This window comes from Pseudomonas saxonica (assembly GCF_007858365.1).
GTDB lineage: Bacteria > Pseudomonadota > Gammaproteobacteria > Pseudomonadales > Pseudomonadaceae > Aquipseudomonas > Aquipseudomonas saxonica.
On record NZ_VFIO01000001.1, the window covers coordinates 239931 to 255067 of the forward strand.

At 57.8% G+C, this 15137-nt stretch carries 12 protein-coding genes and 1 other RNA gene; all 13 read right to left on the reverse strand.

Annotated elements, in window-relative coordinates; genetic code table 11:
• Positions 1-114 precede the first annotated feature (114 nt).
• The 13 genes from FJD38_RS01320 to ligA all read right to left on the reverse strand — a co-directional run bounded on the left by FJD38_RS01320 (position 115) and on the right by ligA (position 15057).
• On the reverse strand, positions 115-1494 hold the full coding sequence (locus tag FJD38_RS01320) for a sigma-54-dependent transcriptional regulator (RefSeq protein ID WP_146384587.1): 1380 nt from the start codon (positions 1492-1494) through the stop codon (positions 115-117).
• A 5-nt stretch (positions 1495-1499) separates the two neighbouring features.
• Positions 1500-2717 carry a sensor histidine kinase gene (locus tag FJD38_RS01325; protein WP_146383711.1) on the reverse strand — a complete coding sequence of 406 codons (1218 nt, stop codon included), beginning with the start codon at positions 2715-2717 and terminating at the stop codon, positions 1500-1502.
• A gap of 146 nt (positions 2718-2863) precedes the next feature.
• A complete protein-coding gene (locus FJD38_RS01330; protein ID WP_146383712.1) occupies positions 2864-4339 on the reverse strand; it encodes a sigma-54 dependent transcriptional regulator in 1476 nt (491 codons plus the stop codon).
• Positions 4340-4515: 176 nt separating this feature from the next.
• Positions 4516-4809 carry a flagellar protein FliT gene (gene fliT / locus FJD38_RS01335; RefSeq protein WP_146383713.1) on the reverse strand — a complete coding sequence of 98 codons (294 nt, stop codon included), beginning with the start codon at positions 4807-4809 and terminating at the stop codon, positions 4516-4518.
• Positions 4810-4837: 28 nt separating this feature from the next.
• A complete protein-coding gene (gene fliS / locus FJD38_RS01340) occupies positions 4838-5227 on the reverse strand; it encodes a flagellar export chaperone FliS (protein ID WP_122783032.1) in 390 nt (129 codons plus the stop codon).
• Between the two features lie 113 nt (positions 5228-5340).
• A complete protein-coding gene (gene fliD, locus FJD38_RS01345; protein WP_146383714.1) occupies positions 5341-6711 on the reverse strand; it encodes a flagellar filament capping protein FliD in 1371 nt (456 codons plus the stop codon).
• 80 nt (positions 6712-6791) lie between these two features.
• On the reverse strand, positions 6792-7130 hold the full coding sequence (locus FJD38_RS01350; protein ID WP_146383715.1) for a flagellar protein FlaG: 339 nt from the start codon (positions 7128-7130) through the stop codon (positions 6792-6794).
• Between the two features lie 73 nt (positions 7131-7203).
• Positions 7204-8646 (reverse strand): flagellin N-terminal helical domain-containing protein, encoded by a 1443-nt coding sequence (locus tag FJD38_RS01355; protein ID WP_146383716.1) that lies wholly within the window; start codon positions 8644-8646, stop codon positions 7204-7206.
• Positions 8647-8972: 326 nt separating this feature from the next.
• Positions 8973-9575, reverse strand: coding sequence for a recombination mediator RecR (gene recR, locus FJD38_RS01360; protein ID WP_146383717.1), 603 nt, complete (start codon positions 9573-9575; stop codon positions 8973-8975).
• Positions 9576-9691: 116 nt separating this feature from the next.
• Complete coding sequence (locus FJD38_RS01365; protein ID WP_122783037.1) at positions 9692-10030, reverse strand: YbaB/EbfC family nucleoid-associated protein; 339 nt, start codon at positions 10028-10030, stop codon at positions 9692-9694.
• Positions 10031-10108: 78 nt separating this feature from the next.
• Entirely contained in the window at positions 10109-12157 is a 2049-nt protein-coding gene (gene dnaX, locus FJD38_RS01370; protein WP_146383718.1) for a DNA polymerase III subunit gamma/tau, read from the reverse strand.
• A gap of 227 nt (positions 12158-12384) precedes the next feature.
• An RNA gene (gene ffs, locus FJD38_RS01375) (signal recognition particle sRNA small type) lies at positions 12385-12481 on the reverse strand.
• Between the two features lie 218 nt (positions 12482-12699).
• On the reverse strand, positions 12700-15057 hold the full coding sequence (gene ligA, locus FJD38_RS01380) for an NAD-dependent DNA ligase LigA (RefSeq protein WP_146383719.1): 2358 nt from the start codon (positions 15055-15057) through the stop codon (positions 12700-12702).
• Positions 15058-15137: the final 80 nt, after the last annotated feature.

The following is a 15137-nucleotide window of genomic DNA, read 5'->3' on the forward strand; positions in this document are numbered from 1 at the left end:
GGGAGCTTTACCGAGCTGAATTCGGATTCAGTGTCTGCACTCAAGGTGAATGATCGCTAGAACATCCCCCAATCAGTCCCCTCTCCCTCCGGGAGAGGGTTAGGGTGAGGGCAACTAGCTCGACGCAAACAGATACGCCTCTACATCCATCCCGGCGTCACGCATTTGCGCCAGCTTGTAGCGCAAGGTACGCGGGCTAATACCCAGTCGCTCAGCAGCTTCCTTGCGCCGCCCGCGCTCGTTGCGCAGGGTATCGATAATCATCTGAAACTCACGACGGCGCAGGTCTTCACCCAACGCCCCGGCGCCATCACCCGCATCAACCGGCAAGGTTTCAGCCAGCACCGGCAACGGCGCACAAGCCACCGGCCCGGCCAGGCAAAAATCGGCCGCCTCGATCAAACCACCCTGCTGCAAAATCAGCGCGCGCTGGAGCGCATTGTCCAGCTCACGCACATTGCCCGGCCACGGGTAGCCGATAAGGGTCGCTTTGGCCTGAGACGAGAAACGTACCGTCGTGTGCTTCATTTTGCTGATGTGCCTGGCCAGCATGCGCTCGGCCAACGGCAGAATATCCGCGGTGCGCTCGCGCAAGGGACGCCAGGCCAGCGGAAATACCGAAAGCCGGTAAAACAAATCTTCACGAAAGCGCCCCGCTGCCACTTCGGCGGCAAGATCCCGGTTGGTCGTGGCGACCACCCGAATATCCAGCGCAATCGGCTTGCGCCCGCCCACCCGCTCCACTTCGCGCTCTTGCAACACCCGCAGTAATTTGGCCTGCAAACTCAGGGGCATTTCGGAAATCTCGTCGAGCAACAACGTACCGCCGTCCGCTTGCTCGAACTTGCCAGCCTGCGCCGCGATGGCGCCGGTAAAGGAACCCTTCTCATGACCAAACAAGGTGGCTTCAAGCATGTTGTCGGGAATGGCTGCGCAGTTGATCGCGACAAAGGGCTGCTCGGCACGGCTCGAATGCTGATGGATGTAGCGAGCCAGCACTTCTTTACCCGTGCCCGACTCGCCCGAAATCAATACCGTCGAATCACTGCGCGCCACCCGAGCGGCCAACTCCAGTAACTGCACGCTGGCCGGCTCAACCGCCACCGGGCCAAGCGTGTCGACCACACCCAGACTGCCCAGTGCGTGGCGAGCCACCAGATCCAGCAACGCCTTGGGCTCAAACGGCTTTACCAGATAATCGGCCGCCCCTTGACGCATCGCGTCAACAGCACGCTCAACGGCACCGTGCGCCGTCATCAATAACACCGGCAACTGTGGCTGAGTCGCACGTAAACGGCTGAGCAGTTGATGACCATCCATGCCGGGCATATTGACGTCGCTGACCACCAGACTGAATGGCTGCTCGGCCACTGCCAGCAACGCCTCTTCTGCCGAAGCCACAGCATGAAAACCATGCCCAGCCAGCATCAGCGTGTCCACCAGGGCTTCACGCAAAGCGTGATCGTCTTCGACCAACAGGACTTTGATTCGCATGACCATCAGTTGTGCTCCGGCGCGGCGTGGATCAACGGCAAGCTCATCAGCACACAGGTGCCGCGCCCCATTCGCGAACGCATGTGCAATTGCCCTTGATGCGCGCGCACCACCGCATTGACCACCGCCAACCCCAACCCGGTGCCCGTGGCTTTGGTGGTGAAAAAAGGCTCGCCCAGTCGCTCCAGCACGCCGGGCGCAATGCCACTGCCACTGTCACTCACGCACAGGCGCAACGCCGTGCCCCGCGCATACAGGTGCACTTTAAGGCGTACCTGAGGCGTGCCGGCTTGCAGAGCGTTTTCAATCAGATTCAGCAACGCCCCGACCAGCGTGTCTCGGTTGCACAGCAGTTGCCCCTCATGAGCATCACACTGCCAGCGGATGGCCACACCCTGAACATGAACCTGGGCGGCCGACTGCAGCGCTTGCATCAAGGCCGCGGGCGACACCCTGTCCGCCAATGGCAATTCACCACGGGCAAACACCAGCATGTCACGCACCTGATGCTCCAGCTCATGCAGCCGCTCTTTAAGGCGACCGGCAAAACGCTGCTGGGTCTGCACCGGCAGCTCCTGCTCAGTCAAATGACTGGCGTAGATCAACGCGGCGGACAACGGCGTGCGAATCTGGTGGGCCAACGAGGCCACCATGCGGCCCAGTGATGACAGACGCTCATGGCGCGCGAGCTGATCCTGCAAGCGACGGGTTTGCGTCAGATCATTGAGCAGCACTAACTGCCCGGGCTCTGCATCCAGCGAACGGGTGGCAATCGACAGACGCCGACCATCCGTGAGCGACACTTCGTGACCATCATCCTCACGAGGCGCAAAACAGCGAGTAATCACCTGCCGCCACAACTCGCCTTGCAGCGGCTCACCCAGCAGTTCAATGGCGGCCGGATTGGCCTCGCGCACGTGACCGCGATCATCGATAACGATGACCCCGCCTGGCAACAGATCAAGGAGGTTTTGCAGCCGGTTGGCCAGCCGTTCTTTCTCGGCCAGCTCGGCCATGCGCTGAGCACTGACCACGGCCAGCTCACCTTTAAGCTCAGCCACACGGGCTTCGAGCAGGCTGTAGGAATCGCTCAACTGAGTCGACATTTCATTGAACAGCGAGAACGCTTGCTCCAGTCCTTCGCGACGGGCTGGCTGCGTTGCAAGCGGGAGGCCCTGCCCTGCAAGATCAGGGGCCGAGGCGTGTTGGGCAGTATGGGGCATGAGGCATTCTCGCTTGGCTGACCGTCATAAAACGGTTCGTTACACCAAGCAAAGCAATACCCGTGCCTGAAACTCTGATGCAGATCTGCAGCCGCTGCCGAAGAACACAAAGGGCTGCGCTGCGGCCCGGATTTAAACGCGAAGGGTCAATCGTCCAACTGCTCTTCGCCTTCGCGACGGCTCATGCCGTATTTGCGCATCTTTTCGACCAGGGTGGTACGTCGAATGCGCAGGCGTTCGGCTGCCCGTGCGACGATGCCGTTGGCATCGTCCAGCGCTTGCTGGATCAACCCCTGCTCCAGGCCGCCCAGGTAATCCTTGAGGTCAAGCCCTTCGGGCGGCAGCATCGCAGAGGAGCTGAAGTCAGGCACGCTGTTATTGATCGCTACCCGCTCCTCCATTTCACTGAACATCGGGTCCGGAGCCTGCTCGTCATCGTCGTCTACATAGCGGAATTTCTTCGGCAGCTCAGCAACCCCAATCACACCATACGGATGCATGATCGCCATACGCTCGACCAGGTTGGCCAACTCTCGGACGTTGCCCGGCCAGGCGTGTCGGCACAACGACATGATCGAGACAGAGTTAAAGCGAATCGAACCGCGCTTTTCATGCTCCATGCGCGAAATCAACTCGTTCATCAACAACGGGATGTCTTCGACACGCTCACGCAACGGCGCCATTTCGATCGGGAAAACATTGAGGCGGTAATACAAGTCTTCGCGAAAAGCGCCGACTTCAATCATGCTTTCGAGGTTTTTGTGCGTAGCGGCAATAATGCGCACATCCGCGCTCTGGGTCTTGTTGCTACCCACACGCTCAAAGGTGCGCTCCTGCAATACACGCAGCAGTTTGACCTGCATCGGCAGTGGCATATCACCGATTTCATCAAGAAACAGCGTGCCGCCATTGGCCAGCTCAAAACGCCCGGCACGGCTGGTGATGGCGCCGGTGAAGGCGCCCTTCTCATGACCAAACAATTCGCTTTCGAGCAACTCGGCAGGAATTGCCCCGCAGTTGACCGGCACAAACGGTGCGTCGCGGCGCTTGGAGTGGTAGTGCAAATTGCGCGCGACCACTTCCTTGCCCGTGCCGGATTCACCGAGGATCAATACGCTGGCGTCGGTATCGGCCACCTGCTGCATCATTTGACGCACGTGCTGAATGGCACGGCTGGTACCGACCAGGCTACGAAACAGGTTGGGTTCACGGTGACGGCCGCGCTCGCGAGCCTTGTCGTACATCTCGCGATAGACTTGGGCGCGGTGCAGGGAATCAAGCAATTTGCTGTAGCTGGGGGGCATTTCAAGGCTGGACAGAACACGGCGACGTTGGTCTTCAGGCAACTCTGCCGAAGAAATTTCACCTAAAAGCATAATGGGAAGGAACTCATCCCACTCTGCCACTGTCTTAAGCAAGCTCGAAATGCCGCCAGCGATGTTTACAGCGCCTACCAGCACACACAGCACCTCGCGACTGGAGGTCAGCAGACTGACATCTTGTTCCCATGCGTGGCTGGTGCTGGCTAAATTTTCTTCGCCCAGAAAATTTAGAATCACCGCCAGATCACGGCGGCGTACGCTATCGTCATCGATAAGCAGAATTTTGGTTTCACGCCACATGCAATAGCAACTTCCCTAGTCAGCTCAATACCCGGATGGCAGGGCATTATTTAGCCGCCCTACCCTGTTGGATGCTTAGGACGACTGAAACAGGATACAGCACTAGTTAAGTCATAAACCTACATACAGTCAAATTTATGGCGCACTGCGTCAATAAACCACACATTTTTTATGCCTTAACCGAATAGATGGTAAACCTTTGATGCATTTTTTGCTTGGTTGATCTGAGACATCTGATCGACCAACTGCTGCCGTTCGCCTGTCGCAGCCTCCAACAGCATGCGATAAACCACCAACAACCCCTCCAGATTCTCGCGCAGTACAGCCTCGTCCACCGGCGCTTCATCCAGAACGCACTCGACCGACTGGCGACAGGCCAAGTCCAACTCGCCAATAGCATCCCAATTGCGCTCTGCCAGGGCATTGACCAGCGCATCACGGGTTTCTTGAATTCGTTGCAATTGGCTCATAACGCACTCCTCGGCTACTCAGGCGGTTTTACTCAGGCGCGATTTCATCCCAACCACTTTTAACCGTAATCAACAAACGAGCGACTTCATCGATGATTTCGGGATCGTTTTTCAGGTTGGCTTGAAGCAGGCGCGAGCCCATGTATTCGTACAGATCATCCAGCTGACGAATCGAAGCCGGGTCTTCGGCCTTTTTTTCATCCAGCCCCTGACGCAGCCCGACAATGATGTCGATGGCCTTGCCGAGCAATTCGCCTTTTTGCGCAATATCTCCGCGCTCCATTGCCCCTTTGGCCTGAGCCATGCGATCAAGCCCACCCTGCATCAGCATTTGCACCAACCGATGCGGGCTGGCCTCGGAGATCTGAGCGTGGGAATTGACCTTCTGGTACTGGCGAAGGGCTCTCATGGGATTCATGTTTCTACCTCGTAACAGGGACCGCTGGAAATATAAGCGCTTGAAATAAACGACTGAAAAGACGCCACTGTGTTGTATGTCGACGTGACGACACAGAACTTGAGCGCGGCTTATCAAGTCGATTTAGGATTGTTCAGCGAGTTCAGCGTGGTCATCATGCTGGTGGCCGATGCCGTGATCTGAGCGACCAGCGTGTCCATCGCGTTGTACTTGGCCATCAACGACAGCTGCAGGCTGTTCATGCGTGTTTCCAGCGCTGTCTGCTGCTTGGTCAGGTCATTGAGACTGGTGGTCAAACTGGCGGAACGCGCCGCGAGGATGCCGGTATTGCTTCGCGCATAGTCAGCCGTCGAGTTTTGCAGGCGCATCAGCAAGCCTTTGTCACCGGTGAAGATGGTTTTGAGGTCTGACGCATTGGTGGCCACCGCGGCATCCCACTTCTTGTCGTTGATCTCAAGCAAACCCGAGGTCTGGTTGGTGCTCACACCAAACTGCGCCAGCGACTTCAATTCACCGGTGCCCGACATGGCATTGAGTTCATTGCGCAAGGTTGAGGTCAGGGTGCGCATGGTGGCATCCCCGGTCAACGCGCCCGCGGTCTGCGTGCCGTCTTCGCTCTTGGTGACTTTGGTCTCGGCATTGATGGCCGTGAGCAATGCGTTGTAAGTGTCTACGAAGCCCTTGACCGCCGACTTGAGCTGAGTCGAGCTGGTGGACACCGATACTGTGGTCGCAGCGGCGCCGCTGGCGGTTGGCGCAATCAACTGAAGACTGACACCACTGATCGCGTCGGCAATGTTATTGGTCTTGGACACCATTTCGATGCCGTCGATGCTGTACAGGGCGTTTTGTGGCGGGTCGATCACCTTGAAGGCGTCTTCCAGGCCACTGTCACCTTCCAGACTGAGGTCGCTGCCCTCGCCCATGGTAGTCGTGGTCAAGACCATTCGCGACCCATTGGCGTCGGTCAGGATGTTGGCACTGATGCCCTTGGCTCCGTACTGGCTGTTGATCGAGTCGCGCACCTGCTGCAAGGTCGCCCCGGCCGGTACGCTGACATCAAACTTGGTGTCGCCCTGCTTGATGATCAGATTGCTCGGCGTGGAGCCTGTATTGACGACTGAACTGGCGCCCTTGTCGTAAACCTTGGTGGAGATTTTCGACGCGGTAGCCAATTGCTCGACTTTAAGCGCGAAGCTGCCGTTGGACGCACTGCCGCTCAAAGTCACCTTGGCGGTTTTCTCATCCGACGAGGTGGCGGTCAAACCGCCGAAAATGGTGGTGGTGTTCATCGTCGCCAGGGCCGAGCGGAAATTGCTCAAGGCCGACTGCACCTTACCGATGGACGACAGCGTGGTGGTTGCTTTCAGTGATTGGTTGTTGATTTGTGTTTGCTTGGGCGCTTTTTCAGCCGCAACCAACGACTTTACAATCGCCTGAGTATCGACGTTCGAACCGATACCGCTAACCGTAGTACCTGCCATCATCCTTCTCCTTATCCAGTGGCTGCTGTTTTGTTGACGAACAACGCCTCAAGACAAACAGCAACAAATTTCGTGCCAGCTCAGGCCTTGCTTTCAAACAGCAGGCTGTTGGCATTGGTCAAACTTTGCGCCAGTTTCAGCGCGGCTTCCGAGGGGAGCTGACGGATCACTTCACCACTGTCCGTGGCAATCACCTTGACCACCACCACACCGGTGGAGTCATCGATGGAGAAATCCAGATTGCGCTGAGTCGATTGCACAAACTCGCGAATATCCGTGACGGCTTTCTCCAGCTCATCGCGCTGGGGGATGCGGTCCGCTTCAACGCTTTCAGCCTTGGGCTGAGCATTGGCAGCCGATGGGTTCAGCACCTGCACTGGTGCGGAGTAAGCGTGGTTCAGCTTGACACTCATGTCCATGACGCAGCCCTCTTCACTGAAAACACAAAAGGGCGCGTAAACGCGCCCCTCCGTTTGTTACCAAGCGCTGGAGTTACTGAAGCAGTTTCAGTACAGCGGACGGCAGCTGGTTAGCCTGGGACAGGATTGCAGTGGAAGCCTGTTGCAGGGTTTGTTGCTTGGTCAGCTGAGCGGTTTCCGATGCGAAGTCAACGTCCTGGATCGCGCCACGTGCCGCAGTGGAGTTGTCCGAGATGCTGCGCAGGTTGGAAACAGTGCTGTCGAAACGGTTTTGCACGGCACCCAGGTCAGCACGCTGGGAGTCGATGTTGGCGATCGCCTGAGTGATAACAGCGATGGCGTCTTGTGCGCTGGTAGCAGTCGTTACATCGGTATCTGCGATAGTGGTTTTAACGGAAGCTTTTGTTAAGTCCGCGCCACCAACACCCACTGCAAACACACCACCTACACCCGCACCGCTTAACGAATAGCCTTTAGCCGAATCCAGGGAGATTGCACCAGTTACCGTGAGTTTGTCGGTACCGGCTGCTAATGTAGTAAGAGCTGTAGCGAATTTTCCTGCACCATCCTTGGCTTGAACCGAAACACCTGTCCCGCCAGCAGCACTGGTAAATTCAAAATTCTCACCAGAATCAGACTTAATAGACAGTGACTGAGCACTGCTATCAAAGTTTACGGTAATGCCAAGCTTTGCTGCGTTGGAGCTCAGCTGATCAGCCAGACTATCAAGGTCAGTAACGCCTACAAAGTCTACGTCTTGACCGCCAACTTTCAGGTTGAAGTTCGCAGGCGTGCCCGCAGGAGCAGTAACCGTCAATTTGGCTTCAGTGCTGGCGGTTGCAGACAGACCACCAATCAAGCCATTCAGTTGGGTAGCAGTCTTCTTGGCTGACTCACCCCCACCCACAGTGATTTCTTTGCTCTCGCCACCACCTGTAACGTTGATGACGCCACCAGTCACACCGCCTGCAGTAGGCACAATCGCCACAGACTTAACCTGCTGCGAACCAATGGCGTTTGCCGACACATCACCCATGGTCATGTTGATGGTCTGGTTGGCGTTGGCACCGATCTGGAAAGCGGTGGTACCGAACGAGCCGTCCAGCAGGTTCTTGCCACCGAAAGTGGTGGTGGTTGCAATACGGGTCAGTTCCGAAGTCAGGGCCGCGTACTGGGCGTTGTTCGACTTGCGGTCTTCTGCACTCAGGGAACCGTTGGCAGACGACAGAGCCAGGGTACGCATGGTTTGCAGAATGTTAGTGGATTCCTGCATTGCGCCTTCAGCGGTTTGCGCAATGGAGATACCGTCACCGGCGTTCTTGATCGCTGTGCCCAGGCCGTTGATCTGGCTGGTCAGACGGTTGGAGATTTGCAGGCCGGCCGCATCGTCTTTAGCGCTGTTGATACGCAGGCCGGAAGACAGGCGCTGCATGGAAGTCGACAGAGCAGTCGAGGATTTGTTCAGGTTGTTCTGAACGTTCAGCGATGCAAGGTTGGTGTTTACGGTTAAAGCCATGACGAAATCCTCACTGGGTAATTACTGCGGCTTCCGGCCCTGGCAACCGCCGGGTGTGGCCTAGAGAACCTTCGTAATAGTTATCGTCGTCAATGCACGTTGCTTGAGGGCTTTTTTCGATTTTTTTAATGGCCGTGGGCCATCCCTTGTATTTCAGGGGGTTAGCGGCGGGTTTTAGTCAGGGGTATGGCTGGAAAACAGCCCTCACCCTAGCCCTCTCCCAGAGGGAGAGGGAACTTGATCGGTGTCGTTGCGCACACCTGCTTTTGCTTTTAGTCCCCTCTCCCTCCGGGAGAGGGCTAGGGTGAGGGGCTTTTGGCCGACGCCTACAAAACGATCGGCCGACGCCCGGAAAACGAGTGAGCCAAGGTTCCGCCATCCACCAGCTCCAACTCGCCGCCCAACGGCACACCGTGGGCAATACGCGAGGCGATCAACCCCTTATTGCTCAACAACTGGGCAATGTAATGCGCTGTCGCTTCACCCTCCACCGTTGGGTTGGTCGCCAGAATCACCTCTCTGAAGGTCCCTTGCTCGGCAATGCGCGCCATCAATTGCGGAATGCCAATAGCCTCCGGCCCCAACCCATCCAGAGGCGACAAATGCCCCTTGAGCACGAAGTAACGTCCGCGGTAGCCGGTCTGCTCAACGGCGTACACATCCATCGGCCCTTCCACCACGCAGAGCAAGGTGTCATCACGGCGCACATCGGCGCACTGCGGGCACAGGTCATCTTCGGTCAAGGTTCTGCACAGACGGCAATGCCCCACGCCGTCCATCGCCTGGCTCAAGGCCAGCGCCAAACGCGACCCGCCACTGCGATCACGCTCCAGCAATTGCAGGGCCATGCGCTGTGCGGTTTTTTGACCCACACCCGGCAAGGTACGCAGGGCATCGATCAATTGGCGAATAAGGGGGCTAAAGCTCATAAGGAAAGGTCCGACAAAACAACGAGAAGCGGTTTATACCCGCAGGGTGAAACCAGGTCAAATACCCGTAAAACAGGCAAAAAAATGCCAGGCGCGGGGCCTGGCATTTCAGCGCCTTAGAAAGGCATCTTCATGCCCGGCGGCAGTTGCATGCCAGCGGTAACGCCCGACATTTTGTCCTGGCTGTTGGCTTCGATCTTGCGCACGGCGTCATTGACGGCAGCGGCGAACAAGTCTTCCAGCACTTCGCGATCATCTTCACTCACACCTTCCAGCAGTGTCGGGTCGATGCTGACGCGCTTGATGTCGTGGCGACCGGTCATCACCACCGTCACCATGTCGCCACCCGCTTTACCGGTGACTTCGGCGTTGGCCAGTTCTTCTTGCATCTTGGCCATTTTTTCCTGCATTTGCTGCGCCTGCTTCATCAGGCCGGCCATGCCACCTTTCATCATGGGAATCACCTCGAACGTTATTTGGACAATGCACCCGCGGCTTAAAGAACCCCGAGCTGTAAATGTATACCTTTGCCGTCAGGAGGCCTTGGCCTCTTCAACGTCGACAGGCTGGATCGTATCGTCGCGAACTGCCGCACCGAACTGTTCAATCATTTTTTGCACCAGCGGATCTGCGTAAATCGACTCTTCAGCCAGACGCTGTCGCTCTGCCCGAAAGCGTGCCGCTGCCTGAGCCGGGGTTTCCTGCTCTGGCTTGACCAGCTCAATAGTGACTTTGAGTGTGCGCTGGTGGTACTGGTTCAGTGCGTCATTGAGTCGGCGCTGCTGGGTCGCGTTAAACAGCGCACTGTGCGCCGGGTCCAGATGCAACAGCCAGTTATCCCCTTCCACCGCAATCAAGGTGCAGTTGGCACCAATGCTCGCGGTCATCCCCGATACCGGTAATTTGGGGAACATATTCAGCCATTCAAGGGCCAGGCCCGTGGCTGGCATTGCCGCCGGCATAGGTTCTGGCTCTGGCGCAGGTTCAGCGGCATGCTCGCTGGCCAACTCATCCAGGTAGCTGTAGGCAGCCGAGTCCATGTCCGGCTCGATGTAGTCTTCATCCAGCGGCGGCTCGTCATCGCGATCCATCCCCGACAACGCGGCGTCAACCTGATCCACCGTGGGCTCAGGCATGGACGGCGCCACCCACTCGGGGGCGTCCGGCACCACACTGTCGGGCGTCGGCAACGGCATCGGCGGCAGTTCGGGCGGTTCGCTGACCGTATCCAGCATCGGCTCAGGCACTGGCGTGTCATCGACCACCGGAACAGACGGCTCGTTCCACGGCAAGTCCACCGGCGGTGGCGCAGTTACTTTGGGCGCTTCTACAGGTGCCGGTGCAGTCTCGACCACCGGCTCTGGCGCGGGCTCCTCAACAACCACTGCCTTGGCGGCTGGAGCAACAGGTGTTGGCGCCGCCACGGATTGAGCGGAATCAACTGTGGCCTGGCTGATCCCCACTGGCTTTAGCGGCTGACTCGGCGAGTCTGTCGCATCTGCCGGGCGGAAGGCCAGCATCCGCAGCAAGACCATCTCAAAGCCGCCTCGCGGGTCGGGCGCCAGCGGCAAATCGCGCCGGCCAATCAGGCCCATCTGATAATAAAACTGCACATCTTCCGCCGGCATCGCCTTGGCCAGCGCCAGCACGCGATCACGATCGCCGTGACCGTTGTCGACACCCTCAGGCAACGCCTGAGCAATGGCTACGCGGTGGAACACATTGAGAATTTCGGACAGCACGCCATTCCAGTCCGGGCCTTGCTCGGCCAAATGACGAACTGCTTCAAGCAATGCTCGCGCATCCCCTTCAATCAAGGCATGCAGCAGATCGAATACCTGACCATGGTCGAGGGTGCCGAGCATCGCCCGCACATCCGCCGCCAGCACTTTACCCTCACCGAAGGCAATGGCCTGATCGGTGAGGCTCATGGCGTCTCGCATCGAGCCGTCGGCCGCACGGCCCAACAACCAGAGCGCGTCGTCTTCGAACGGCACGTTCTCGACACTCAGCACATGGCTCAAGTGTTCGACTACGCGCTCAGGGGTCATGTTTTTCAGCGAGAACTGCAAGCACCGAGAAAGGATGGTGGCGGGCAGCTTTTGCGGATCGGTCGTCGCCAGAATGAACTTGACGTAGGGCGGCGGCTCTTCAAGTGTTTTCAACAGCGCATTGAAGGAATGGCTGGAGAGCATGTGCACTTCGTCGATCAGGTAGACCTTGAAGCGCCCACGGCTCGGGGCGTACTGCACGTTGTCGAGCAGCTCGCGGGTATCTTCCACCTTGGTGCGGCTGGCGGCGTCGATTTCGATCAGGTCGACAAAGCGCCCTTCATCAATCTCCCGGCACACCGAACACTCGCCGCATGGCGTCGAGGTAATACCTGTTTCACAGTTCAGGCATTTGGCGATGATCCGCGCAATGGTGGTCTTGCCGACACCTCGCGTCCCGGTAAACAGGTAGGCGTGATGCAGGCGCTGACTGTCCAGGGCGTTGATCAGAGCCTTGAGCACATGGGTCTGGCCGACCATTTCGCGGAACGAGCGCGGACGCCATTTACGTGCAAGAACCTGATAACTCATTGATAACCGTCGCGTCTGAAAAGCGGAAGGGGCTAATGCTAGCGGAGCAAGGGCAAAATTGCATCCGATGCGCACTTTAAACTGCTTGGTGCAGTTGAAGTACGTTTTCTGCGCCCACAAAAAAATGTCGACTGAGGCATAAAGCGTCGATTGATTTTTAGATGAGGAAGATGCTGAATTTCTGACTAAAAGCCCTGCGCAAATGAGGACTTTTAAAATGGAGGCAACCCCACCAGCCACACCCCGGCACACAATGTTCCCGCTGTGGCTGCTTCCTTCCGGATCTGACCAGGTTCACGGGTAATCGTTGCGGAGGGACCGATAGGGTCACCATAACAACATCCGCTTGGCAGCGAACGGCGCCATTGTACCTGTCTGAGAAAAACTTACAACCGCCATGACCGAATAAAAAAATGAGCCGTCTCAATGACTTGGATTCAGAGGTGGCGGTCTCTCTCTCGAAGGCCTGTTCGCGGTCAAGCAGGGAACACTTAATCGCGTAGCCGCTGACGAGTCGTCAGCGGCACGAATTGCTCCAAACGCTAAATCGAAATCCCTTGCTGCGCCAGGAACGCGACAAAGGCCTCTTCATCCAGCACTTTAAGCCCAAGCTCATTGGCCTTGACCAGCTTGGAGCCTGCGCCCGGCCCCGCAACCACACAGTGGGTCTTGCCAGACACCGAACCCGACACCTTGGCGCCCAGGCTCTCAAGCTTGTCCTTGGCCACATCACGGCTCATCAACTCCAGCGAACCGGTCAACACCCAGGTCTGCCCGGCCAGTGGCAAACCTTCAACCGCCTTTTTCTCGCTCTGCCAATGCATGCCGAAATCACGCAGTTGCGCCTCGACCGCCAGTGCCATGCGAGCATTCTCGGCATTGTCAAAGAATTCCCGCACCGCCTTGGCCTGCTTCTCTGGCAGCGCTTGGCGCATATCGAGCCAATCGGCATTGATCACCGCTTCAAGGGAGCCAAATTTATCCGCCAGCTTCTGCGCACCGCCCGGCCCCACAGACGGAATATGCAATTTGTCGATCAGACCACCGAGCGTGGCGCTGGCCGCGAACTCGGCACCCAGCTCGCCCTGATCCTGCAATTCAAGCCCCCGCTCAAGCAGTTGGGCGATCACTTGCTGGTTGTGCGCGTCGCTGAAGAAACTGTGAATCTCGTGAGCCACTTCCAGCCCGACATCCGGCAGATAGGTGAGCACTTGCGGCAAGGCACGTTGCACACGCTCCAGCGAGGCCAACGAACGGGCCAGAACTTTCGCCGTTTCTTCACCCACATCCGGAATACCCAGCGCATAGATAAAGCGCGCCAGGGTCGGCCGCTTGCTGTCGGCGATTGCCGCGAGCAAATTCTTGCTCGACAGTTCGGCAAAGCCTTCCAGGTCGACAATCTGCTCGAAGGTCAGGGTGTACAGGTCGGCAGGTGAGCTCACCAGACCTTCGTCCACCAGTTGCTCCACGCTCTTTTCGCCCAGGCCTTCAATGTCCATCGCCCGGCGCGACACGAAATGAATAATCGCCTGCTTGAGCTGCGCCCCACAGGCCAACCGACCGACACAGCGGTACACCGCCCCTTCGCTGATGGTTTCGCGGCCCTTGCTGCGTTTGATCAATTGCGTGCGCTCAACGTGCGAGCCGCACACTGGGCACTTCTCAGGAATATGCACGGGACGCGCATCGGCAGGCCGACGCTCAAGCACCACCTGCACAACTTGCGGAATCACATCGCCTGCACGGCGGATAATCACCGTATCGCCAATCATCAACCCCAAACGCGCCACTTCGTCCATGTTGTGCAAGGTAGCGTTGGACACCGTTACACCGGCGACTTTCACCGGCTTGAGGCGCGCCACGGGCGTGACCGCGCCGGTACGGCCCACCTGAAACTCCACATCCAGCAGTTCGGTCAGCTCTTCCATTGCCGGGAATTTATGGGCAATGGCCCAGCGTGGTTCACGCGCACGAAAGCCCAGCTCGCGTTGTGACGCCAGGCTGTTGACCTTGAACACCACGCCGTCAATTTCATAGGGCAGCGACACGCGGCGCTCGCCAATGTCACGGTAGTAATCCAGGCATTCGCCGATACCCTTGGCCAGCTTCAGCTCATGACTGATGGGCATGCCCCATTGCTGCAACTGTTTAAGGTTGCCGATGTGAGTGTCAGAGATGTCTTCAGACACCTGCCCCAACCCGTAGCAACAAAACTCCAGCGGGCGGCTGGCGGTAATTTTCGAGTCCAGCTGACGCAGGCTGCCCGCCGCCGCATTACGCGGGTTGGCAAACGTCTTGGCGCCCACAGCCAACTGAGACTCATTGAGACGCTCAAAACCCGCCTTGGACATAAACACTTCACCGCGCACTTCCAGCACGGCGGGCCAGCCACTGCCATGCAGCTTGAGCGGGATGTTGCGCACCGTGCGCACATTGACGCTGATGTCTTCACCCGTAGTGCCATCACCACGGGTTGCACCGCGCACCAGAACGCCATCCCGATACAGCAGGCTGACCGCCAGACCATCGAGCTTGGGTTCGCAGCTGTATTCGACTTCAGCGCCGCCACCGAACAGATCACCTGCGGGCATGTCCAGGCCATCGCGCACACGACGATCAAAGTCACGCATGTCGGTTTCTTCAAAGGCGTTCCCCAAACTCAGCATCGGCACTTCGTGACGCACCTGAGTGAAGGCAGACAACGCCGCGCTGCCGACCCGCTGGGTCGGTGAATCAGCCGTGATCAGCTCGGGATGCTCGGCTTCCAGCGCTTTGAGCTCGTTAAACAAACGATCGTATTCAGCGTCCGGAATGCTCGGCTCGTCCAGCACGTGGTAGCGATAGTTGTGCTGATCCAGTTCAGCACGCAGCTCTAGAATGCGGGTATTGGCGGCGGTCATGGCGGGTGTTCTCTCACAAAGCAAAAGAGCAGCCAGGGCTGCTCTTGAGTTATTCATTTCATGTGTCAGTGGGGGCCAGC

Excerpts from the sequence above, each read along its gene's own strand:
- FJD38_RS01330 (WP_146383712.1), bottom strand. The coding sequence starts at position 4,339 with ATGTGGCGTGAAACCAAAATTCTGCTTATCGATGACGATAGCGTACGC.
- FJD38_RS01355 (WP_146383716.1), bottom strand. The coding sequence starts at position 8,646 with ATGGCTTTAACCGTAAACACCAACCTTGCATCGCTGAACGTTCAGAAC.
- FJD38_RS01365 (WP_122783037.1), bottom strand. The coding sequence starts at position 10,030 with ATGATGAAAGGTGGCATGGCCGGCCTGATGAAGCAGGCGCAGCAAATG.
- fliS (WP_122783032.1), bottom strand. The coding sequence starts at position 5,227 with ATGAATCCCATGAGAGCCCTTCGCCAGTACCAGAAGGTCAATTCCCAC.
- recR (WP_146383717.1), bottom strand. The coding sequence starts at position 9,575 with ATGAGCTTTAGCCCCCTTATTCGCCAATTGATCGATGCCCTGCGTACC.
- ligA (WP_146383719.1), bottom strand. The coding sequence starts at position 15,057 with ATGACCGCCGCCAATACCCGCATTCTAGAGCTGCGTGCTGAACTGGAT.
- FJD38_RS01320 (WP_146384587.1), bottom strand. The coding sequence starts at position 1,494 with ATGCGAATCAAAGTCCTGTTGGTCGAAGACGATCACGCTTTGCGTGAA.
- FJD38_RS01350 (WP_146383715.1), bottom strand. The coding sequence starts at position 7,130 with ATGGACATGAGTGTCAAGCTGAACCACGCTTACTCCGCACCAGTGCAG.
- FJD38_RS01325 (WP_146383711.1), bottom strand. The coding sequence starts at position 2,717 with ATGCCCCATACTGCCCAACACGCCTCGGCCCCTGATCTTGCAGGGCAG.
- fliD (WP_146383714.1), bottom strand. The coding sequence starts at position 6,711 with ATGGCAGGTACTACGGTTAGCGGTATCGGTTCGAACGTCGATACTCAG.
- dnaX (WP_146383718.1), bottom strand. The coding sequence starts at position 12,157 with ATGAGTTATCAGGTTCTTGCACGTAAATGGCGTCCGCGCTCGTTCCGC.
- fliT (WP_146383713.1), bottom strand. The coding sequence starts at position 4,809 with ATGAGCCAATTGCAACGAATTCAAGAAACCCGTGATGCGCTGGTCAAT.